The organism is Enterovibrio paralichthyis, assembly GCF_019209835.1.
Classification (GTDB): domain Bacteria; phylum Pseudomonadota; class Gammaproteobacteria; order Enterobacterales; family Vibrionaceae; genus Enterovibrio; species Enterovibrio paralichthyis.
Genome location: NZ_JAHUTS010000014.1, coordinates 98,934 through 121,474 on the forward strand (window position 1 = coordinate 98,934; position 22,541 = coordinate 121,474).

A 22,541-nucleotide genomic window follows, 5' to 3' on the forward strand; every position below is an offset into this window, starting at 1 on the left:
AACCCCTGTATGACCACCTGGACTGTATTGCTGGTCGATGACCATCCGCTGATGCGTAAAGGATTGTCACAACTGCTAAAGTTTGAACCTGAATTTGCTGCGGTAAATGAAGCCAGCAGTGGCGCGGATGCCATTGCTGAAGTGGCACGTCATGAACCGGATTTGATCATCCTAGATTTGAATATGAAGGGATTGTCGGGACTGGACACCCTGCGCGCTCTGAGAAATGAAGGCTGCACCTCTGTGATTGTGATCCTGACGGTATCTGACAGCCCGAACGATATCCACGCTATTGTACAGGCCGGTGCTGACGGTTACCTGCTGAAAGACAGTGAGCCCGAAGAATTGGTCGAACAGCTAAAACTGGCCATGACAGGCCAGAAAGCTTACAGCGAGCAGGTTCGCGCCTATCTGGAGCAAAGCCGCGATCAGGCGTCACCCTTGAGTGTGCTTACCGAACGTGAACGTCAGATCCTGCAGCAAGTCGCCAAAGGGCTGCGCAACCGCCAGATTGCTGAATCTCTCTATATTTCAGAAGCAACGGTAAAGGTACACCTAAAAAACCTGCTGAAAAAACTCGGGGTCGAATCCCGTGTTGCCGCTACCGTGCTCTACCTTGAGCATGAGCCAAACGGCTAAATTGCCGCCGTAAAAAGCAGAGAAAGCAGAGAAAGCAGAAAGAGCAGAAAGAGCAGAAAAAGATATAGAAGAAAAAGGCGGCTTGCATCAGCAAGCCGCCTTTTTGTATCACCGCAAATAATTAGATGATGTCCGTCCCGTTCAGGGTAACAGACTCTGCATCTGTCCAGATGGTGATGGTCCAGTCAGCGTTGGTATCATGCTGGAAGACATAAGCATTCAATTCACCAACCTGTGCATTGCTCAGGCCGAGAATGCTGATCATTTCCGCAGACAGTGGCGCATTTACCGTGCCACCTGCATCAAAACTCCAAGGTGAACCTTCCAGATTGAAGCTGTCATCACCGGCGCCAAGGTGGGCGACAAAGCCATGCCAATCTGGCGCTGCACCGTTGAAGTCTTCGCCGAAAGGCTCGTCACCCTGACGGAACACTTCGTTCGGGTTGATGTAGACATCCTGATCGCCTTCATCGCCCAGCACTGCTTCGATATTCGACATGACATTACCGGTTACGCTGGAATCAGACTGGTAACGATCACCAGTGAAATCGACGGTCGCATCGCCTTCAACAATCGTCTGGTCAAAGCCGTTATCGGCGTTGTACATGAACTTGTTGCGAGTCTGGCCGTTGACGGTTTCTGTCAGGCCAACGAAGTCGTTCTCATCGAAGATAAAGACATCCTGACCCGCACTGCCGCGGTATTCATCGACGCCAGTGCCACCGTCAATACGCACGTCACTGCCGGTACCACCGTCCAGATAGTCATCGCCAGCACCGCCTAGGAGGGTATCTTTGCCGGTACCGCCATACAGTTTGTCGTTGCCGTCGCCACCTTCAATGATGTCATCACCTTTCTGGCCGTAAAGGATATCGTCCCCTTCATCGCCGTAGATGTGGTCATCATCATCGCCACCGTACACGGTGTCATTACCTTCGTTACCGTGGATAATGTCTTTGTCGCTGACAATGATCTCTTCGGTGGTGTTAGTGAAATCGTCGTAGTTCAGCGAAGACAGGTTCTGGTAAGAATTCGCCACCAGTGACAATTGGGTACCCGCTGTGATTTCGGGCCCTTCCAGTTGGATCAGCAGTTTGCCGTTTTCACCCACGTTGTTGTAGTGGTTCCCCGTACCGTCCATATCCAGGTCGAGGATGGCGAACTTGTAGTAGTTACCCTGCGCATCACAGTAGATCAGCGTGTAATCCACATTCACCGGATAGGTCTGGCCGTTGTAGGTGACGGTTTGCGACGAATCATCCGAGTATTCATTGCAGATATCATCGCCGTTGAGCAGGCCATCGTCATCCTGGAATGTCACTTCGGTGCTGTTGCCGTCAAATGCCAGTGATGGTGGGAAACAGGAGGTATGGAATTCGCCGCCTTGTGGTGTGGTGAAATCATCACCCAGCACAAACACAGTAGTGGTGGGCTCACCTTCCACTTTCTGGCGGGTAATCTGACCACCCCAGATCACATCATCACCCTCGCCGCCCAGCAGCGTATCATCGCCCCACTGGCCGTAAATGGTGTCGTTACCCTTACCGCCGTCGATGTAGTCTTCATCGTTGGTGAACTCGACCACATCTTCAGAAATGGTGCTGTAGTCGATCTGGCTGAGATTCTGGAACGAGTTGGAAACCAGTGAAAGCTGGGTATCTGGCGTAATTTCTGGGCCTTCAAGTTGGATCAACAGATTGCCGTTTTCAGTCAGGTTATTGTAGTAGTGGCCGTTGCCATCCAGATCAACATCAATGATGGCAAACTTGTAGTAATTGCCCTGAGAATCGCAATACGTGAGGGTGTAATCCACGTTGGCGGAATAGGTTTGACCATTGATGGTGACAGTCTGGTTGGCATCGTCTGAGTATTCATTACAGATATCATCGCCATTCAGTGCGCCATCATCGTCATTAAACGTCACTTCCACGCAGCTGCCATCAAACGCCAGTTTGGGCGGGAAACAGGAGGTATGGAACTCACCGCCGTATGGCGTGGTAAAGCTGTCGTTCAACAGGAAAGCTTTAACGGTCGGATTGGCACCATAGTTAGGTGAAGCCGTGTTACCGTAGATGATGTCATCACCGTCATCGCCGTACAGTTCATCGCGGCCATTGTCGCCTTCAATGTAGTCGTTACCGCCGTTACCATGCACTACATCATCACCGTTACCGGCGGTGATGTCATCATCACCGCCGATGGAAGGATCTGTGGTGCCCTGCTCGGTGAATGAAGAGTAATCCAAGCTACTGATGTTTTGGAATGAGTCAGCAACCAAGGAAAGCTGGGTAGAAGCGGCAATTTCCGGGCCACCAATCTGGATCAGGATCTTGCCGTTTTCGCCAAGGTTGTTGTAGTGGTTGCCGTTGTAGTCGGCATCAATATCCACCACAGCGAATGTGTAAACATTCCCGCTGGTGTCTGTGTACTGGAGCTGATAATCAACATTGGCATCATAGGTTTGGCCACCCAGCTCTACGGTTTGTGTCGCATCATCAGAGTATTCATTGCAGATATCATCGCCGTTGAACTGGCCATCATCATCATTGAACGTAACGTCTGTGGTAGAGCCAGCAAAGTTTAGGGTAGGAGGAAAACAGAAGGTGTGGAAATCGCCGCTGCTGGCCGTAAAGTCAACGCCCATGACGAACACCGCGCCCAGGTAATTGTTGCCCGACGAGCCATCGACGTCCCCATAAATCACGTCGTCGCCATCACGCCCTTCAATATAATCATCATCCAGCGTGCCGTTCAGCGTTTCGCCGCCTGACGTACCGTATAAGTTAGACATTCAATGATCCTCTTATTGCTAACCGAAGAAGAGGCAGACCGGCTATCTCCTACTGTGAAACTGGAGACCCTGGACTTTCCGTCCCAACCTTGCGGTTGGTTTGGCTTTCGCTCAAAAAAATTTAGTCACTGTCAAAGCTCGCCTCATTGCCCAGACCAAGTCAAAGAGCCGCTGAAACGAGTACTTTTGAGCAATCAGGTTGGCTGAACAGATCCGCCGCAGCAAGCGTTCAGAAAGCAAATAATGGGAATATAAGACGCTAGATGAGCATGAATCAGGGCGTGTATGAATTAAGAGTTAAGACATAACACTAAGGACGGGGAGAGAGAATCGTACTTTTGCGTGAATAAGGTGTTAAAAACTGCCACACAAGTGACAATTTACTGGGCATGGTCTAGACACGCCAAAACCGCTCGGATCTCCAAGCGGTTTAGCGTTATTGATTGTCTACAGTTTAGGCTGCAGTGACCGGTTTCTCTGTCAGGTTTGCGTCAGAGTTCTGTTTGCTGACGCCTTCCGCACCATGCATCCAGTCGACGAGTTTGCTTGAGCAAAGCACCAGCAACAGACCAGCAATACCCGCAGTGACAGCGATACCACCGAAGATAGCCAGAGGACCTGCATCACCCACATGGCTACCGACCAGACCGGCAACATAGTTAGCAACTGCGTTGGCACAGAACCAGGTACCCATCATGACTGACATAAGACGAAGCGGAGCCAGTTTGGTGATCAGCGAAAGACCGATCGGTGATAAACACAGTTCACCCAAAGTATGGAAGAAGTATGCGCCAACCAGCCACCACATGGATGCCTTCACGGACATATCGCCGCCCTGCTGCATCGCTGCACCGACCATGCACACGAAGCCCAGTGCCAGGAAGCCCATCGCCATCGCGAATTTGATTGGTGAGCTTGGCTCGCTCGAGCCCATACGGCGCCAAAGTACAGCCAGCAGTGGTGCAAAGATAATGATGAATGCAGGGTTCAGTGACTGGAACCATGCCGCAGGCACTTCAAAACTGCCGATCATGCGGTTGGTGTATTCCTGTGAGTAGATGTTCATCAGGCCGCCTGCCTGCTCGAACCCTGCCCAGAAGATGATCACAAACATGCTCATCACCACGATCACTTTCAGGCGATCGCGTTCTACTTTTGTCAGTGGCTGTTTCTTGTTGCTGCCAGATTCGTCCATTGCTGCTTTTGCAGCCGGCGCAACACCGATCTTACCCAGGTAGCGGTTGGCGAAAACCAACTGGATAACCAGTGACAACAGCATACCGATACCGGCACACAGGAAACCTGCTTTCCAGCCGTAATGGGTAGATGCCGTACCGGCAATGATACCTGCCAGCAGAGAACCCAGGTTGATACCCATATAGAAGATGGTGAACGCGCCGTCACGACGGTTATCCCCTTCCCCATACAGCTGACCAACCATGGTAGAAATATTTGGCTTAAAGAGGCCGTTACCCACGATCAGAAAGGCGAGACCAACGTAGAAGGCTTGCAGTTCATAAGGGTTAATGAAACTGTTTGGCAGCGCCAGCGTAAATTGGCCAATAGCCATCAATGCACCACCAATGATGATGGAACGACGCTGTCCAAGGAAATTATCTGCCAGCCAACCACCGAGTACAGGTGTAAGGTAAACCAGACCTGTGTAGATACCGTAGAGGTTCAGCGCATCCTGGGTCGTCCAGCCCAGACCGCCGTTGATGGTCTTATCAGTGAGGTAAAGCACCAGAATGGCGCGCATTGCGTAGAAGGAGAATCGTTCCCAAAGCTCTGTGCCACACAGCAGAAACAATCCACGAGGATGACCCAGCCATTCCGACTGTTTGTTTGCATTCATTTCGTTTGTACCGCCTATCTGAAGGTTCTATGCGGGACTTGCTGGTCCTCCATTCCCATTCAGACGCCGCTACAGGCGGTACAGACTGCACCAATTTGATCGATGTCGCAAATATTTATTTATCTATTTTTGCATTTACACAGATGCATTGATCTGTATCAGGTGCATGCAGAATGAAAAACGCAGTGATATATATTGATATCACTGCGTTAAAATAGATGGTTATTCCGGACCATTACACAATAACCGGAACATCAGGTGCGATATTTTTCCTACGGCACAACATCAGGCCAACACCAGAAACGATCGCCATCGCCAACAGGATCGCACCCAGTGAGAACTGGTTGTTTACGTTCATCTGCGCCGCCAACAGGGTAAACAGACCTGCCGACATATTTTGAACACCGCCCATTACCGCACCCGCTGTGCCCGCATGGCGTGGGAATGGTGAAATTGCGCCGGTAGTTGCGGCCGGGAACAGGATGCCTGCACCAGTAAAGTAGACAAAAGCACCGCCAATCAGGGTTTCGACTGTGACATTGACAAAGTAACCCGGCACGAACACCGTCAGTGCACCCGCCAGCAAAACCACTGAACCAATCATCAGAGATTTTGACGCTGAGAGTTTCTGCTCAATCACACTCGACAGCCATGAACCCAGCATAAAACCCGGCAGCGGCAAAACAAACAGCAGGCTCACCGTGGTTGCACTCAAGCCCAGCGTACTGCCCAAAAGCACACCCGCTGCGGCTTCAAACACCGAAATACCTGAGAAAATGGCAATCAGGCTGATCAAATAGCCCTGGAACTGGCGGTTGCTCATCACGTGGTGATAGCTTTTCAACACGGAATCACGACGGCGGTTTTCTGGTGGCAGAGTCTCCTGAAAGTAGAGAGTCATGATCAGGTACACCACGGCTGCCAGCACCAACAAGAATACGTAGCTCGCCTTCCAGCCAAAGTGGGTGCTCAACACACCGCCCAATACCGGCGCGACCAGCGGCGAGAAAATCAGGCCAATACTGACAAGGCTGTTCGCACGGTGCAGTCGGCTGCCGTCAAAGCAGTCACGGGTCAGGGTTCGAGCCATTGCCCCACCACAACCAATACCCGCGCCCTGAATAACGCTGCCCAACAGGAAAACACTGAATGATGGTGCCATCAGGGTAACCACAGTACCCGCCAGATAAATCACCAAACCAACAAGAATGATCGGCTTGCGGCCAAAACGGTCAGAAAGCGGGCCATAGATAAACTGGGACAGACCATAAGGAATGAGGTAACACGCCATCACCGCCTGAAGCAGTGCTGGTGAAACGAGAAAACCTTCCGCCATCATCGCCATTGATGGCACATACATGGTTTGCGTCATCTGGCCGACAGCAGCCAGGATGATGATCATAAGTAAAACTTTGGACAGGGATGTAGCCGAAGACATCACCGTTCTCCCATAACAAGCGAAATAATCAAACAGAATTTATGCGAGACAGCATGGACAGAAAGAGGGAAAAACCGGGGTGAAAAGCAGATTCCTACGCTATCTCTTTATTTGCGCAGAGTTTAGTGGCGTGATCCGAATCAAACAACATAAAAAACGTGTTTCATACACGATAAGAAATCATAGAAAGGATTAGATTTTCTAATGGCAGAAAGGGAAGTTTACACTTTGTGGACGAAAAAAAAGCAGCGACTGAGCGCTGCTTTATTGCTGTCGACCTTAGATCAGTCAATGGAAAGTTTATGCTTTCCGTGGGAAACCTTGGCCTTCAGATACAGTGTGTTGCCATCTTTCAGGTGCGCCTGCGTGCCGATAACCGCTTCCAGCTGAATACCGTGATCCTGAATTTCTTTAATTTTCTTAGGATTGTTGGTGATCAAGCGAATGGTAGTCACATCCAATGCTTTCAGCATGTCTGCCGCATCTTCAAAGCTGCGCAGGTCATCCGGGAAACCCAGATGATTGTTGGCTTCGTAGGTATTCATGCCCTGGCTTTGCAGCTCGTAGGCATCCAGTTTGTTGTAAAGACCAATACCACGCCCTTCCTGACGCAGGTAAAGAAGGATACCGCCCTGCTCGCCCATTTTCTGGATGGTTTCTTCCAGCTGCTCGCCACAGTCACAACGTGATGAATGGAAAACATCCCCGGTCAGGCACTCAGAGTGCATGCGCACCAATGGCGCAGAATCATTTTGGTCGGCACATTTAAAGATAATGGCGACGTGTTCCTGCTCCGATGTCAAACCGTCAAAAGAGAGGATCTCCGCAGGGATCTTACTTCCCACACCCACTTTGAACGGAACTCTTGCTCTAATTTTTGCCATCGACTGAAATTCTCTTTTCACTCGGCGCGAACCGATTCTTGTACTGCCTTGTATGCCCACTGCGTCACCCAAGGGTTGGGCTGCGTGGACATCAATTGAAAACCGCTATTGTTATATTGTAACACTAGCTTTGATATGGCGGGCAATCGTATCAGAGTTGCTTTACTGTCGCCAACTTATCCCCATACAAGATTGGGATAGCCGAAATGAGCGGTGCATGGTGCTAACGCAAGCGCCGCACCACTGAAGCAGGATTGCCGGAAACAACAGAAAACGGTTCTACATCGCCTTCCACAACGGAACCGGCTTCTACCACCACGCCTTCACCAATGCAGACGCCCGCTTTGATAACGCTGTTCCCGCCCACAACCACGTTGTTGCCAATGATCACCGGTTGCGATATTTCATGTTCGCCTCGCTGTACTTCCAGCGGAAGCAAGCCCTGGGTAACGGTGTAGATCCCGACTCCGGGCCCAATGATAACGTTGTTCCCGATTTCTACGTGCCCGCTGTCAATAACGGTGCAATTTGGCCCCAGAGCAACATTGTTTCCAATGTGTACGTTCATCCCATAGGAGCAGGTAAACGGCGCTTCTACCACCACACCCTTGCCTTTTACCGCAAACAGTTTGGTCATCACCATGTCCTGAGTGTCTGCATCAGCTGGATCAATGGTGTTAAATTGCTGGCAAAGGCGCTTTGATGCAAAGCGAAATTGTGTGAGTTCAGGATCAGCAGGGCTGTAGGGCATTCCCTGCTGCATTTTTTCAAACTCGGTCACTGGTTCATCCCTGATTTAAAAGTCTTTTCTAAATTTAGCGCGATACCGTTGAGACGTCATTCAATACCTCTCCGTAGGTATCGAGAAACCGGCGCCCTGCCTCAATGCCATCCTGATAATCATGCTCAAGCTGGAACGGCTTACTCAGCAAGGCACTGCTTGAAAGTGGCACTTCCGGTGCTATCTGCACCAACTCGGCACGCATTGGCGGGTGGGACATAAAATCTACCGCTTCCTGATAGCTGTGAAAGTGTTTGGTCAGCATTTCCAGCATATCTGCATTGAGCTTTTGCCCCGTGAGGGCATGGAGACGATAGATAGAATCGCCGCCAAACAACCAGCGGCCACCGTTTTGGTGTTTATGTTTGGGCATCATTTCGCGGATTTTGTGCCACAAAGGTTCTGGTGTGCTTTCACGGTAACGGTGACGGATATCTTCAAGACGATTGGAAAGCTGCTCATGAAATTCCGACAGTTTGCCAAGGCGGTCTTCGATATTCAGCCTTGCAAGATAGTCCGGCAAACGCTTCTCCATCCGGCTGCGCAGATTTTCCACCAGCACCGAGCTTACCGGCGCTTTGTCTTCCACTACCGGCTCAGTGCGAATGACAACAATGATGTCTGCTCCGCGGTTGAACGCCTCTCGGGCAGGAATAGCATTGCTGACTCCGCCATCGACATAGAAGTTGTTGTTCAACTGCACAGGTGAAGGATAAAGCATGGGAATAGCGCAGGTCGCTTTCAGCACATTCACCCAGTCACCTTCGAAGAGGTGGAAAAAATCAGGTTCCAGCGTGTGTGTATTGGTGACACAGGCATACGCTGAACGCTCGGCCAATACTTCCCTCGCCTGCTCAACCCGCAAACCGTCAACATTGTTGGGCCCGGCCATATCCAACGCCCAGTCCAAATCCATAAACTGCTGGCGTCGGACATACTTTACCAGGTTGAAGAAGCGGTCATTGGTGGTGTATCGGGTAATAAAGTGATGACCAAAGCCGCGCTGGCGGGTGATGTAGGAGGAAATATTCAGTGCACCGGCGGATGTGCCGAAATAGAGTTCGAAAGGGTCAAAGCCTGCGTCAAGGAAGCTGTCGAGCACACCGGTAGTGTAAATACCCCGTTGACCGCCACCTTGGGCGACAAGTGCAATGCGCTTTCGGCGTTTTGGGAGTCTTAGGTTGCGGATGTCACCGTCAGTGGTGGACGGGTAAAACGCTGCACTTTCCGTGTCGTTTGGGCTCTGCACTTTTACCTCAGCGTAACGAATTCAACTGGAAGCTATTTTACTCCCAGCGATTTGCACAGAGCCAACGTTTTTATTGGAAACAGCACCAATGGCGCTGCTTAGGAAAAGATTATCGCGACTGAGGCAAAAGTAAAAATCATTGTCAGCGCACAAGAAGCGGTGACCAAAGCGATTTTCAGATTCGTGTCCATTCTGCATCTCCTTGCAATCAAGATTAACACTCACGTTACATACTTTTAATGTAGCGGAAATCAGGTCACAAGCGTGAATATTCACATATCAAATTAAGATCGCGCTTTTCAATTACACAGATGTTTCAAAATGTGACAGACAACAAACACTGCTACCAAGTGCCACCTCAAGAACTTTCCTCTGGTCAAACCTGCCAATCCCTCAAGTCAGTAACATTTGGTAAACGCACTGAATCACGAATAGAAATTCAATAAAACCGGGAGAAAAAGCCTTTATAAACCTCAATAGACATGACATTTATTGCCAGAAATAGACAAACAATTATTTAACATTTTTTCTTTTATCATTGTGATGAATAAATAGTCATTTTTTCCATAGTTTTCGATAGTTAATCACTATCGACTTTTCTAACATGTAAAAATTACCTCGACTCTTACTTATATTTTCCGGTTGCCTTAGGTCTGGATTCAGGCTGCCAGGCTCTAATTTAGAGATAATCCGCAAAATCGTTCAATTTTCCATCAAACAGTCTTATTGACCAATTCACAACTTTTCACTAACACCACCATCAACCACAGTTCAATGCACTGGTAATAGAATATTTACATTCCACATCACTCGGTTGCACATTCATTAGTTGGAATGATCGCCAAATTTTCAGCATATTATTAAGTGTTTTACGTTATTGATTTACCGATAACCAACGCTTAATCTGCTAGCAACCTCACTTGCAGAAGAATATTTTGCAAAACGTGAAGGGAATAATTCTAAACACAACATGGTTGACACAGTGCCTGCAACCAAGCGAATTCAAACGAGCGCGCGCTAACCGCTCTACGCAATAAAAAAGACACCGTCTACAACATGATGTTAATAAAGCGGCCGTGAAAAGGACAGGCACTGGCAACGACAAGGAGATGTTATGACACGTGAAATCTGGGGCTCCCGGGCAGGATTCATCCTCGCCGCAGTGGGCTCAGCAATCGGACTTGGAAACATTTGGCGTTTCCCCTACATGGCGTATGAAAACGGCGGCGGCGCATTTTTTGTTCCTTACCTTTTTGCCATGCTGACAGCCGGTATTCCTTTTATGATCATCGAGTTTGGTCTTGGTCATAAACTGCGCGGTTCTGCACCGGTTGTATTTTCAAAACTCAACACTAAATTCGAATGGCTGGGCTGGTTCCAGGTAGGTATTGCAGCCACTATCGCGGTTTACTACGTTGCGGTTATCGGCTGGGCAATGTCATACGTTGGCTTTGCCTTTGACCAAAGCTGGGGCACAGACACCAACGCCTTCTTCTTCAGTGAATACCTGAAGCTGGGTGAGAACTCTCCGACTGCACTGGGTGACTGGCAGCTACACATTGCTATCCCTATGACTTTGGCCTGGGCCATCACTTTTGCCGCAGTTTTCACTGGCGTCAAAGGCGGTATCGAGCGTGCCAGCAAAATCATGATGCCAGTTCTGTTCGTTATGGTACTGCTGCTTATTGCCCGCGTTGCATTCCTGCCGGGTGCCGTTGAAGGCCTGAACTACCTGTTTGAACCTGATTTCAGCAAACTGGCCGACGCGAAAGTGTGGTCAGCAGCTTATGGCCAAATCTTCTTCACCCTGTCTGTTGGTTTCGCCATCATGCTGGCTTACTCCAGCTATCTGCCGAAGAAATCTGACGTTACCAATAACGCCTTCATGACAGTACTGATTAACTGTGGCTTCTCTATGATGGCGGGTGTGCTTATCTTCTCTATCCTCGGCTACATGGCTCAGGAGCAAGGTAAAGCGATCACTGACGTTGTCAGCGGCGGCGTAGGTCTGGCGTTTGTTACCCTGCCACAGGCGATTAACCTGCTGCCAGCGCCATATATCATTGGCCCACTGCTGTTCCTGTCACTGGTTGTTGCAGGCCTGAGCTCGCACATCTCGATCATTGAAGCGGTAACATCTGCGATTATCGACAAGCTGAACATCAGCCGTAAAGTTGCTGCCTCTGCAGTGTGTGGTACCGGTTTCGTTGTTTCCATGGCGTTCGCAACCAACGGCGGCCTGTTGCTGCTGGATCTGGTTGACTTCTTTATGAACAACATCGCTCTGCTGGCAAGCTGTCTGATTGAACTGGTGTTCCTGGGCTGGCTGATCAAAGTGGCTGATATCCGTGACCACGTAAACAAAGTTTCTGAGTTCTCAGTAGGTGCTTGGCTTGAAGTCTGTATCCGCTTTGTAAGCCCACTGATGCTGGCTTGGATCGTAGGCTCTAACCTGGTTAACACTTTCAAGGAAGGCTACGGTGGTTACGCACAATATGACCTGTTCCTGCTGGGTTGGGGTCTCACAGCACTGCTGGCGGTAGTCGGTATCATTATTAACGTCGTATCACGTCCAGCGAAAGAAACCGCAGAAGACGCTGACGCGCAGGAGGTAAACGCATGACAACAGGTGCAATCATTATGATGCTGATTGGTTTTGGTATCACTTGGGGCGGCGCAGCTTGGTGCATCAATAGAGCCATGAAAGCAGGCAAATAGTCCCTTCTCCCTCAACGCAGACACCCCGGTTTTCACCGGGGTGTTTTTTTATCAGGCAATTTCCACTTCTTTTACATGGCGTAGCCCACGGATTAGGTATTTTACGGGGCTGACACTGGCACTACGTCTTATTCTCTAAGATAATAACCGACTTACGTATGAGAATAAGGGGACTTCCTTTCATGGTTAATCAGAAGCGGATCCTGGTGGTGGATGACGACTTAGAAATCCGCGAACTGCTTCAAGAGTATCTTTCAAAGTCCGGCTATGAGGTGACAACCGCCCAGAACGGACAAGAAATGAAAGCGAAACTTGCTGTTCAATATCCCGATCTCATCCTACTCGACATCATGCTTCCCGGTGATGACGGCTTTACCCTGTGTAAATACGTCCGTCAGGACTCCAGCGTACCTATCATTATGCTGACAGCGGTATCAGACGAGACTGACCAAATCATCGGCCTGGAGCTGGGTGCAGACGATTACATCGCCAAACCGTTCAGCCCCCGTCAGCTGGTTGCCCGCATCCGTGCCCTACTTCGCCGTACCCAGCAGTTGCAGGAAACCACCATGTCCAAGCCTAAAGCAATCCGCTTTGCCCAATGGCGACTGGACCCTGTTACCCAACGCCTTAACCATCAGGTGACCGGTCAGGAAGTGGAAATGACCTCAGCAGACTTTGCCTTGCTGATGCTGTTTATTGAAAACCCAAACACCCTGCTGGATCGCAATGCCATTTCCAATGCCACCCGTGGGCGCGATGCACAGCCACAGGAACGCGGTATTGATGTTCAGGTCAGCCGCCTGCGCCAGCGCCTGAAAGACAACGGACGCCAGTCCACTATCATCAAAACCGTTCGTGGTAACGGTTATATGTTCGTGTCCGACATCACCTATGAATCTTAAAGAATATTTCTGGCCGCGTTCGTTGCTTTCACGAACACTGCTGCTTACCGTCCTTTCTGTTTTTCTCGCTCAGGGCATTGCCAGTTTCTTCTGGTATGCACAGTCCAAAGAACGCGAAGTCGAAGGCCTGAAATCTGCTTCTGAAAGCATGGCGCAGATGTTTGCCTCTACCACCAGTTTCTTCCAGTCTCTGCCGGTCGAATATCGCCATATCGCTCTGGATCAGTTGCGGAACATGGGCGGTGCGCGTTTCTTCGTTTCCTTCAACAGCGAAGAGATCAATATCGCGCCGATTGAAGAGAGCCGTACCAAACGCGAAGCCATCCAGACCATTGAAAGCGTCCTGACCAAAGAGTTGCCAAACGCCAGCAATATCAAGGTGGAATTTTCGCGCCCGGAAACACTCAAGGTACTCAACAACAGCTTGTTGCTGTCTGATTTACCCAAATCCTGGGCACACCACACCCTGAGCATGGAGCCGCTTAACCCACCGATTCTGGTGGTACAAATCGAGATAAGCCAAGGGCAATGGGTGTATATCGCGGCCATATTGCCTGCGCCTTATGTCACGCTGGAAAATGACCTGATCAATGCCGATCAAGTGGTATTCCTCATTGCTATCACCACCCTGCTGCTCTTTTTTACCTTCACCCTTATCCGCAACCAGACCCGCCCCCTGAAGCGACTGGCGCAGGCTGCAAACCGCCTGAGTACGGATATTGAACAGCCAGAACTGGTTGAAGAAGGCGCTGCGGAAATCACCACGGTGACCCGCGCTTTCAACCTGATGCAAAAGCGCCTACAACGCTATATGCATGACAGGGAAAAGCTATTTGGCTCGATTTCCCACGACCTGAAAACACCGATCACCCGTCTGCGTCTTCGTGCTGAACTGATTGATGATGAAGTGCAGGCCGCGAAAATGAACAAAGACCTCGACGAGCTTGAGATCATGGTGAAAGGCGCACTGCAAACGGTGAAAGACACTGACATCCATGAAAACGTTTCATCGGTGGATGTACTGCAAATCATCACCAGCATTGCGGAAATCCATAACCAGCAGCGCCAGCGCGTGATCATTTCAGGGCAACAAAAACGGCCGTTTTACTGTAAACCACTAGCGTTTAAACGCTGTCTGACGAACCTCGTCGACAATGGCGTGAAATACGGTGATGAAGTCATGGTCTATGTCCATGACAGCGATAAATCACTGGATATCACCCTGCTGGATAACGGCCCGGGTATTCCTGAAGAATTCCTGAATAAAGTGTTCGACCCTTACTTCCGCCTGCACACGGATCTGCACGGCACCGGCCTTGGTCTGGGTATCGCCAAAAACATTATCCGAGCCCATGGCGGCGAAATCATTCTATCCAACCGCAAGGATGGCGGGTTACAAATCGACATCGCTTTCCCGAGGGCTTGATGAATGAAAAAGATCTTTCCCCTGTTGCTGGCAATGAGCCTTGCCGCACCTGTTTATGCCGACACGCCAAGCGAAGTGGAAGTACTGCACTGGTGGACGAGCGGCGGTGAAGCCCGTTCGGTCGACAACCTCAAAGAGAAGATGAAAAAAGAAGGCTATATCTGGAAAGATTTCGCCGTTGCTGGACGCGCAGGTCAAAGTGCCATTAACACCCTGCGGATCCGCGCCCTTTCAGGCAACCCGCCGGATGTTGCACAGATCAAAGGCCCCGAAATACAGGAATGGGGAAAACTCGGCTTTCTTGCTTCATTGGATGATGTTGCCGCCAAGCAGCACTGGAATGAACTGATCCCCCGCCGTGTTCAGGAGTATCTCAAGGTTGATGGCCATTATGTTGCCGTCCCGTTCAACATCCACCGGGTGAACTGGCTTTGGGCAAATCCTGAAGTGTTCGAAAAAACGGGCGCTGAACTTCCGGTCACCCTTGACGACTTTTTCGTTGCCGCCGAGAAAATCAAAGCCGCCGGGTATATCCCGCTGGCACTGGGCAGCGAAGCATGGCAGGAATCTACCCTGTTTGAGTCCATCGCGCTTGCCATTATGGGACCGGAAGATTTCCGTAAAGCCTTTATCGACAAGGACACAGCACTGCTGACCGGCGAAAAAATGCGTGAAACCCTGCTGACTTTTCGCAAGATGAAACAATACACAGATGCTGACTCACCGGGACGCAACTGGAGTGATACAACATCACTGGTGATTGAAGGCAAAGCCGCCATGCAAATGATGGGCGACTGGGCAAAAGGCGAGTTTCTGGCAGCCAATAAAGAAGCTGGGAAAGACTTCCTCTGCATTCCGGCACCCGGCACTGCCAACCAGTTTTCCTTCAACATCGACAGCTTTGTGTTTTTCAAAAACAGCAATGCCGGGAAAACCGATTCACAACGCACACTGGCAAAGTTGATCCTCGATCCGGACTTCCAGCGTGAATTCAACATGAGCAAAGGTTCCATTCCGGTTCGTGTAGATTCAGATATGGAAGGTTTTGATACCTGTGGCAAGGAGTCCATGCAGGCATTTTTGCGCGCGGCGGCGACAGATAACCTTGTGCCAAGTCTTTCTCACAATATGGCGGTAGGCAGAGCATCCCAGATTGCCCTGTTTGATGTGATTTCACGCTTTTTCGACGATGACGATGTCAGCGTCGACGAAACCATGCGTTATATCCGCGCCGCGGTGCTGGCTGATAACCTGTAACAGGATGCCAAACTCCCTTGGCTATCACAATTTCACATTGCGTGGATGAGCACTTCCGCGAATTGTGAAACAGGCAGATAAGCCAGATTCTGTAACTTGTTGTGATCACTCGATAGCATTACTATTACTTAATTATTAAAAGCCCGCACACAGCGGGCTCTATTTCGAGCAAAAAGGATTTAATCAATGCGTCGTTCAGCCCTTCTCGTTCTTCTTTCGCTGGTTTCAGGGTTTGCTGCAGCAAAAGACGTTAACGATTTTGACCCACTCTGTCTTAGCCAGAAATACAATCACTACATCACCGCCTCTATTGGCTGGTATGAAAGCCTGGTTGACCTGACCATTCAAAAAGACCCAAAACTTGAAGAAGTGGCGAGCTGGTTTTTGGAAGGACGTCGTGAACACTTCAAGCTCAATCAGGAAGCGTTTAATTACTACCTGAAAAATGACCCAGCCAAATTGAACCTCAACGGAGGGGTTGAATCATGGCTAAACCTGAGCCAGGAAGATGTCAAAGCACTGAGTAATTCAAAAGGTGAACTGGCCGACGCTGCGAAGAAGGTGTTTGCCTTCCGTCAGGGACAGGCGCATCAGGGCAACTATGATTTGCGCTCTGCACTGGCCTCTTTGCTGAGCCACCCGAAAGAAATTGAAGTGCCACTAAAGCGCTACAACGACGAAATGGCGCAACTTGCTCAAACCAGTTGCGACAAGTAAGTCCTGCATCAAACGGGAGCGGCATATGCGGCTCCCTCCTTTCATTTCGGTTCGATGTTTTCCCTCTCACTGATTTTGCGCAAAACTCGGCGCTTTACTCTTCAGTATCTTCGATTAACATCTAGCAAACCCCAAAAGTAAGTACCCCGGATGGTTAAACAAACAAAGACAGCGGAAGCGTCATTGGAAGCCCTTCACCGCATTTTTACTGTGCCAGAAGCACCGCATTCCACGTTGGGCAAAATTGAACAGGCAATCTCGCAAAACCTGAACAGTTTTTTGCAGGATCACATTACGTCGTCGGACTACTCCCTGACGGATATCGAGAAAGACTTCAGTAACCCGCATATTCCTGAGCAACCGGCATTTGTTTCGGATCACACTGAGTTTCTGCTGGAAAAACTGGTGGCGCAATCGGTGCACACCTCATCCCCCCGCTTTATCGGCCATATGACATCGGCGCTGCCCTACTTTTTAATGCCGCTGTCCAAAATCATGATTGGCCTTAACCAGAACACGGTAAAAATCGAAACTTCAAAAGCCTTTACGCCGTTGGAACGCCAGGTTTTGGGCATGCTGCACAACATGATTTATCAGCGTGAAGAGGCGTTTTACCAAAGCTGGATGCACAGCGCAGAGCACTCACTCGGCGCATTCTGCTCCGGCGGTACCATTGCCAATATCACCGCGCTTTGGGTGGCGCGTAACGCTGCCCTGAGGGCTGACGGCGATTTCCGTGGGGTGGCTGAAGAAGGGCTTTTTCGCGCCATGCGCCATTACGGTTATGACGACCTGGCGATTCTGGTGTCAGAGCGCGGGCATTATTCGCTGAAAAAGGCCGCGGACGTACTCGGTATTGGCAGACAATCCCTGATTGCGATCCCAACGGATGCGAACAACCGCATATGTATCGACAAGCTTGAAACCAAGTTGGCAGAACTCAAAGCGAGAAACGTCAAAGTGTTCGCGATTGTGGGCGTAGCCGGCACCACGGAAACCGGCAATATCGACCCACTCGACAAACTGGCAGATATCGCCGGGCGCGAAGGCATTCACTTCCACGTCGACGCTGCCTGGGGCGGCGCAAGCCTGATGTCGCAAAACCAGCGACCTAAGCTCAAAGGCATAGAACGCGCAGATTCCGTCACCATCGATGCCCACAAACAGCTTTATGTGCCGATGGGCGCAGGCATGGTGATCTTTAAAGATCCTTCACTGGTCAGCGCAATCGAGCACCACGCCGATTACATCCTGCGTAAAGGCTCCAAAGACCTTGGTAGCCATACGTTGGAAGGGTCACGCAGTGGCATGGCAATGCTGTTGTTTGCGAGCCTGAATATTATTGGACGTGAAGGCTATCAACTGCTGATCGACCAAAGCGTCGATAAAGCCAGATACTTCGCCGATCTTATCCAGACGCAGCCGGATTTTGAACTGATCAGCGAACCTGAGCTTTGTCTGCTTACCTACCGTTATGTGCCAGAAGTCGTTCGTGCTGCGCTCGAGAAAGCATCGCCAGCGCAGAAGGATGCCATCCATTCACTGTTGAACGATTTGACCGTGTTTGTCCAAAAACACCAGCGTGAAGCAGGAAACACCTTTGTGTCGCGCACCACACTGAAACCGGAACCTCTGGAACGCCGTGAAACCCGCGTATTCCGCGTGGTGCTTGCCAATCCGCTGACTACACACGCGATTTTGCAGGAAGTACTGGTTGAGCAGCGGGAAATCGCCAAACGAAGCACCATTGCTTACCCGGAATTGCTGACACTGGCTAACTCAATTGTGACCGCGTAACTAAAGCCGCCCAGTGCGGCTTTCTTCTTCGTACTTTTACTTTGCGATCAGTGGCCTTTGCTATGCTTAGGCGGTCAGCCAGGGAGAAGTATCGAGATGGGAACACTGGGTTTTGAACTGAAATCGCTCGAAGTTTTTGTCGCTACAGCCAAAACTGGCAACATGACGGCCGCTGCTGCAAAGCTCAATATTTCCCAGTCTGCCGTCTCCCAAACCCTGTCCACACTGGAGAGCAACCTTGGCGTCAAACTGCTGGACAGAAGTGTCCGCCCGGTTGAGCTGACCGTTGCGGGACGCTATTTCTACGACCAATCCGTCCATTTGCTCGAACAGGCGTACAAAACCCAACACGTCATCACCAAAGGCAGCTTTGACAGCCTGCATCTGGTGCGTATCGCCATGGTAGATTCCCTCGCAGCGACTGTCGGCCAACCTTTAATTGAGGTGATAAAAACCCACACCGAAAACTGGACCATGATGACGGGTTACTCCCATCTCCACCAGCAAGGGCTGCTCAGCCGTGGCATAGATATAATTATTTCTGATGATGTACTCGAAAAAGAAGAAAACCTTCGTCGTTGCCAAATCCTCAAAGAGCCTTTTGTTCTGGTGCTTCCGCGCCAGTTTCACCAGAAATTTCCTGATTTATGCAGTTCGCTGGTCTTATTGAGTAAACATCTGGATATGGTTCGCTACAGTGAACAAAGTCTTATAAGTCAGTCGATTGAAACCTATCTTCACCATCAGGGGCTGGATGTGCCAGACCGTATGCAACTCGACAATACATTTGCCGTGCTTTCTGCTGTCGCGCAGGGACTGGGATGGGCGCTCACAACGCCGCTTTGCCTGATGCAGGGTGAAGTGTTTCGCAACCAAATCACCTGCATTCCTCTTCCAGAAAAAGACACATTTTTCCGTTACTTAACCCTGATAGCCCGCCGCAATGAATTGGGGGATTTACCGGAAAAACTGGCTGATGGCAGCTGTAAAATTCTGCGCCAGCATTTTCTGGCAAAAATACGCCAACACTACCCTTGGCTGGACGGAAAAATCCGTATCGGCAAGTACACCTAAAACTTCGCCTGACTTCACACTATTAGCCAAACTTATTTTTTTGCCCCACAACCTGTGATTGTCGTGGTCATGCGCTTTTCGTGTCATCTACCTTCATTTCAGAGCAGTTTGCCGACCAAGAATGCGACCTGACACCAGTCACTTTGTGGCAGCTCAACTATCGTTGATAGATGTGCCACAACAACCAATCTGGTCACAACACACTGATTCTTTGGCGGAAACACAATACAGGAGCGGGTATGGAAGCGCGTGAAGTAAAGACCGTGGCGGATGCTAAAAAGATTGTCGAAGAACGCAAGCTGAGCCATGTCAAAGTCGGCCTTTTCGACAATGACGGCGTCATGCGGGGCAAATATATGTCGAAGGAAAAATTCTTTTCTTCGCTCGATGGCGGCTTCGCTTTTTGTGATGTGGTGTTGGGCTGGGACGTGAAAGACCAACTCTACGACAACGCCAAATACACCGGCTGGCATACCGGTTATCCCGATGCGCCGGTGAGGATCCTTCCTGATACCTGCCGGGATGTGCTGGATGAAGATGGCATGGTGTTGTTTATTGCTGAATTTACCGGCGATGCCGAAGCTGTCTGCCCGCGGGCAACGCTGCGTCGCGTGCTGGAAAAAGCCGAAGCCATGGGGTTTGATGCCTACGCCGCCCTTGAGTACGAGTTTTTTATCTTCGACGAAACGCCCCATTCCGCACGTGAGAAGGGTTTTCGCAACATGAAAACCATCACTCCGGACTGGTTTGGCTATTCCATGATCCGCAACTCTACCTATTCCGGGCTCTACAAAGCCATACTCGCCATGAGTGAAGCCATGGACTTTCCCATCGAAGGTATCCATTCCGAAACTGGCCCCGGTGTGATTGAAGCCGCGCTTGCCGTCGACAGCGCAAAAAATGCCGCCGACAAAGCCGCGCTGTTCAAAACCTACATGAAGGTACTCGCCCAGAAAAACGACATGATGGCGACCTTCATGGCCAAATGGACGAATGACTACCCCGGCCAGAGTGGACATATCCATCTCTCCCTGCGCGACAGGAACTCCGGCAAAAGTGCATTTTATGACCCTGATGCAGAGCTCAACATGAGTGACATCCAGCGCCATTTCCTCGCAGGGCAGCAGCGTTTAATGCCGCAGTTTCTCTGCATGATTGCACCGACAGTCAATAGCTACACCCGCATGATCCCCGGCTTCTGGGCACCGACAGACGCGACATGGGGCGTGGAAAACCGCACCACATCGCTTCGCGTGATCCCGGGCTCTGACAAATCCCAGCGCATTGAATACCGATTGGGCGCGGCCGATGCCAACCCCTATCTGGCACTGGCAGCAGCTCTGGCTTCCGGTCTTTATGGTGTTGAACACAAACTCGAACCGTTTGAGCGGGTTATCGGCAACGCCTATGACATCGAACACCCCCAGGAACTGCAACTGCCCCGCACATTGTGGGAAGCCGCCCAGGCATTCAAACACTCAGATGCTGCCAAAGCCATGTTGGGTGACGCCTTTGTCGAGCATTTTGCTGCCTCGCGGGAATGGGAAGAACGTGAATTCCGTAAACACGTCACCGATTGGGAACTCGACCGTTACTTCGAAATTATCTAGGACTGAACATGGAACGTTTTCAAACAATCACACCGGTTGATGGCTCTGTATATGTGGAGCGCCCGTACGCAAAGCCCGCTGACATACAGAGCGCATTAGACAAAGCGGAAAAAGCTTTTCAGCAGTGGAAGGAAACGCCGCTTCCCGTGCGTCAGGAAATCTGCTGGAAAGCGGTAGAAGCATTCGTTGCTAACAAGGAAGCTGTCGCCGAAGAAATCACCTGGATGATGGGACGCCCCATCGCTTTCGCCCAAGGTGAAGTGGCCGGATTCGAAGAGCGTGCGCTGCACATGATTGACATCGCGCCGCAAGCACTGACTCCTCTCGCCCTGCCGGAGAAATCGGGTTTTCGCCGCTACATCAAACGGGTGCCGCTCGGTACTGTGTTTGTCGTCGCGCCCTGGAATTACCCTTACCTCACTTCCGTAAACGCGATTGTCCCTGCGCTGTTGGCGGGTAACACGGTTCTGCTCAAACACTCTGCGCAGACGCCCTTGTGTGCCGAGCGAATGGTCGCGGCTTTTGAGCAAGCCGGATTACCGGAAGGTGTTTTCCAGTACTTGCACCTGACCCACGCAGACACAGAAGCGGTGATGCAACACAGCAGCGTGCGCCACGTTGCGTTCACGGGTTCTGTCAGTGGCGGCATGGTGGTTGAACGTGCCATTGCCGGGCGCTTTATTTCTGCTGGCCTCGAATTGGGCGGTAAAGACCCCGCCTATATCAGTCAGGATGCCAATATCCAGCAAGCTGTGGATACCGTGATAGACGGCGCGTTTTTCAACAGCGGGCAGTCATGCTGCGGCATGGAGCGTCTTTACGTCCATGAGTCGGTATATGACGATGTCGTCGAAAAGTCGGTAGCACTGGTTAATCAATACCGCCTCGGCAGACCGGACGATCGCCAAACCACGCTGGGGCCTTTGGTACGCACAGCGGCCGCAGAGTTTGTGCGTGGTCAGGTGCAGGATGCGGTTCAGCAAGGCGCCAAAGCCTTGATTGACGCTTCAGCTTTCCCTGCCAGCCAACAAGGCACGCCTTACCTTGCACCGCAATTGTTGGTCAACGTAGACCACAGCATGCGGGTGATGACAGAGGAAACCTTCGGCCCAGTACTCGGCATTCAGAAAGTGTCCGGTGACGAAGAAGCATTGCGCCTGATGAACGATAGTGAATTTGGCCTGACTGCCGCCGTATTTACCCAAGATGAAGTGCGCGGGGAACGTTTCGCTGACCAACTGGAAGCAGGCACTGTGTTCCTCAACCGTTGTGATTACCTCGACCCAGCACTGGCTTGGGTTGGTGTGAAAAACAGTGGCCGCGGATGCACCCTATCACAGGTCGGTTTTGAACACCTGACCCGTCCAAAATCCTATCACTTTAAGCGTCTTTAGGAGTTC

18 protein-coding genes and 1 riboswitch are annotated in these 22,541 nt (G+C 50.7%); of the genes, 11 read left to right on the forward strand and 7 right to left on the reverse strand.

Features of this window, described 5'->3' with window-relative positions; translation table 11 throughout:
• The first annotated feature begins 9 nt into the window (after window positions 1-9).
• Window positions 10-639: a response regulator gene (locus KU854_RS16260; RefSeq protein WP_218359483.1), complete on the forward strand. Its 630-nt coding sequence runs from the start codon at window positions 10-12 to the stop codon at window positions 637-639.
• Window positions 640-760: 121 nt separating this feature from the next.
• Here the strand turns inward: KU854_RS16260 and KU854_RS16265 are convergent, their stop codons facing one another.
• From KU854_RS16265 to cydH, 7 genes are all read right to left on the reverse strand, one after another.
• A complete protein-coding gene (locus tag KU854_RS16265) occupies window positions 761-3,430 on the reverse strand; it encodes a calcium-binding protein (RefSeq protein WP_218359484.1) in 2,670 nt (889 codons plus the stop codon).
• 29 nt (window positions 3,431-3,459) lie between these two features.
• Window positions 3,460-3,545: riboswitch (cyclic di-GMP riboswitch) on the reverse strand.
• A gap of 339 nt (window positions 3,546-3,884) precedes the next feature.
• Complete coding sequence (locus KU854_RS16270; RefSeq protein WP_218359485.1) at window positions 3,885-5,285, reverse strand: peptide MFS transporter; 1,401 nt, start codon at window positions 5,283-5,285, stop codon at window positions 3,885-3,887.
• Window positions 5,286-5,520: 235 nt separating this feature from the next.
• Window positions 5,521-6,723 carry a multidrug efflux MFS transporter EmrD gene (gene emrD, locus KU854_RS16275; RefSeq protein ID WP_218359486.1) on the reverse strand — a complete coding sequence of 401 codons (1,203 nt, stop codon included), beginning with the start codon at window positions 6,721-6,723 and terminating at the stop codon, window positions 5,521-5,523.
• A 284-nt stretch (window positions 6,724-7,007) separates the two neighbouring features.
• A complete protein-coding gene (locus tag KU854_RS16280) occupies window positions 7,008-7,607 on the reverse strand; it encodes a GTP cyclohydrolase II (RefSeq protein WP_218359487.1) in 600 nt (199 codons plus the stop codon).
• Between the two features lie 223 nt (window positions 7,608-7,830).
• Window positions 7,831-8,388 (reverse strand): maltose acetyltransferase domain-containing protein, encoded by a 558-nt coding sequence (locus KU854_RS16285; protein ID WP_054778303.1) that lies wholly within the window; start codon window positions 8,386-8,388, stop codon window positions 7,831-7,833.
• 34 nt (window positions 8,389-8,422) lie between these two features.
• Window positions 8,423-9,637 carry a patatin-like phospholipase family protein gene (locus tag KU854_RS25060; RefSeq protein WP_218359488.1) on the reverse strand — a complete coding sequence of 405 codons (1,215 nt, stop codon included), beginning with the start codon at window positions 9,635-9,637 and terminating at the stop codon, window positions 8,423-8,425.
• 98 nt (window positions 9,638-9,735) lie between these two features.
• Window positions 9,736-9,828, reverse strand: coding sequence for a cytochrome bd-I oxidase subunit CydH (cydH, locus tag KU854_RS25160; RefSeq protein ID WP_218359489.1), 93 nt, complete (start codon window positions 9,826-9,828; stop codon window positions 9,736-9,738).
• 923 nt (window positions 9,829-10,751) lie between these two features.
• Here cydH and KU854_RS16300 point away from each other — a divergent pair.
• The 10 genes from KU854_RS16300 to KU854_RS16345 all read left to right on the forward strand — a co-directional run bounded on the left by KU854_RS16300 (window position 10,752) and on the right by KU854_RS16345 (window position 22,535).
• A complete protein-coding gene (locus KU854_RS16300; RefSeq protein WP_218359490.1) occupies window positions 10,752-12,260 on the forward strand; it encodes a sodium-dependent transporter in 1,509 nt (502 codons plus the stop codon).
• Complete coding sequence (locus tag KU854_RS16305; RefSeq protein ID WP_218359491.1) at window positions 12,257-12,355, forward strand: MetS family NSS transporter small subunit; 99 nt, start codon at window positions 12,257-12,259, stop codon at window positions 12,353-12,355. The genes KU854_RS16300 and KU854_RS16305 overlap by 4 nt, the downstream gene beginning before the upstream one ends.
• Window positions 12,356-12,537: 182 nt before the next feature.
• Complete coding sequence (locus KU854_RS16310; RefSeq protein ID WP_054778302.1) at window positions 12,538-13,260, forward strand: response regulator; 723 nt, start codon at window positions 12,538-12,540, stop codon at window positions 13,258-13,260.
• Entirely contained in the window at window positions 13,250-14,686 is a 1,437-nt protein-coding gene (locus tag KU854_RS16315) for an ATP-binding protein (RefSeq protein WP_218359492.1), read from the forward strand. The genes KU854_RS16310 and KU854_RS16315 overlap by 11 nt, the downstream gene beginning before the upstream one ends.
• Before the next feature lie 3 nt (window positions 14,687-14,689).
• A complete protein-coding gene (locus tag KU854_RS16320; RefSeq protein WP_218359493.1) occupies window positions 14,690-15,943 on the forward strand; it encodes an ABC transporter substrate-binding protein in 1,254 nt (417 codons plus the stop codon).
• 186 nt (window positions 15,944-16,129) lie between these two features.
• A complete protein-coding gene (locus tag KU854_RS16325; protein ID WP_218359494.1) occupies window positions 16,130-16,660 on the forward strand; it encodes a hypothetical protein in 531 nt (176 codons plus the stop codon).
• Between the two features lie 150 nt (window positions 16,661-16,810).
• Window positions 16,811-18,457 (forward strand): pyridoxal-dependent aspartate 1-decarboxylase PanP, encoded by a 1,647-nt coding sequence (gene panP / locus KU854_RS16330; protein ID WP_218359495.1) that lies wholly within the window; start codon window positions 16,811-16,813, stop codon window positions 18,455-18,457.
• A gap of 96 nt (window positions 18,458-18,553) precedes the next feature.
• Window positions 18,554-19,531 carry a LysR family transcriptional regulator gene (locus tag KU854_RS16335; protein WP_218359496.1) on the forward strand — a complete coding sequence of 326 codons (978 nt, stop codon included), beginning with the start codon at window positions 18,554-18,556 and terminating at the stop codon, window positions 19,529-19,531.
• Between the two features lie 239 nt (window positions 19,532-19,770).
• The gene (locus KU854_RS16340; RefSeq protein WP_218359497.1) at window positions 19,771-21,141 is read left to right on the forward strand and encodes a glutamine synthetase family protein; all 1,371 of its coding nucleotides are present in this window, start codon (window positions 19,771-19,773) and stop codon (window positions 21,139-21,141) included.
• A gap of 8 nt (window positions 21,142-21,149) precedes the next feature.
• Window positions 21,150-22,535 (forward strand): aldehyde dehydrogenase family protein, encoded by a 1,386-nt coding sequence (locus KU854_RS16345; protein WP_218359498.1) that lies wholly within the window; start codon window positions 21,150-21,152, stop codon window positions 22,533-22,535.
• Window positions 22,536-22,541: the final 6 nt, after the last annotated feature.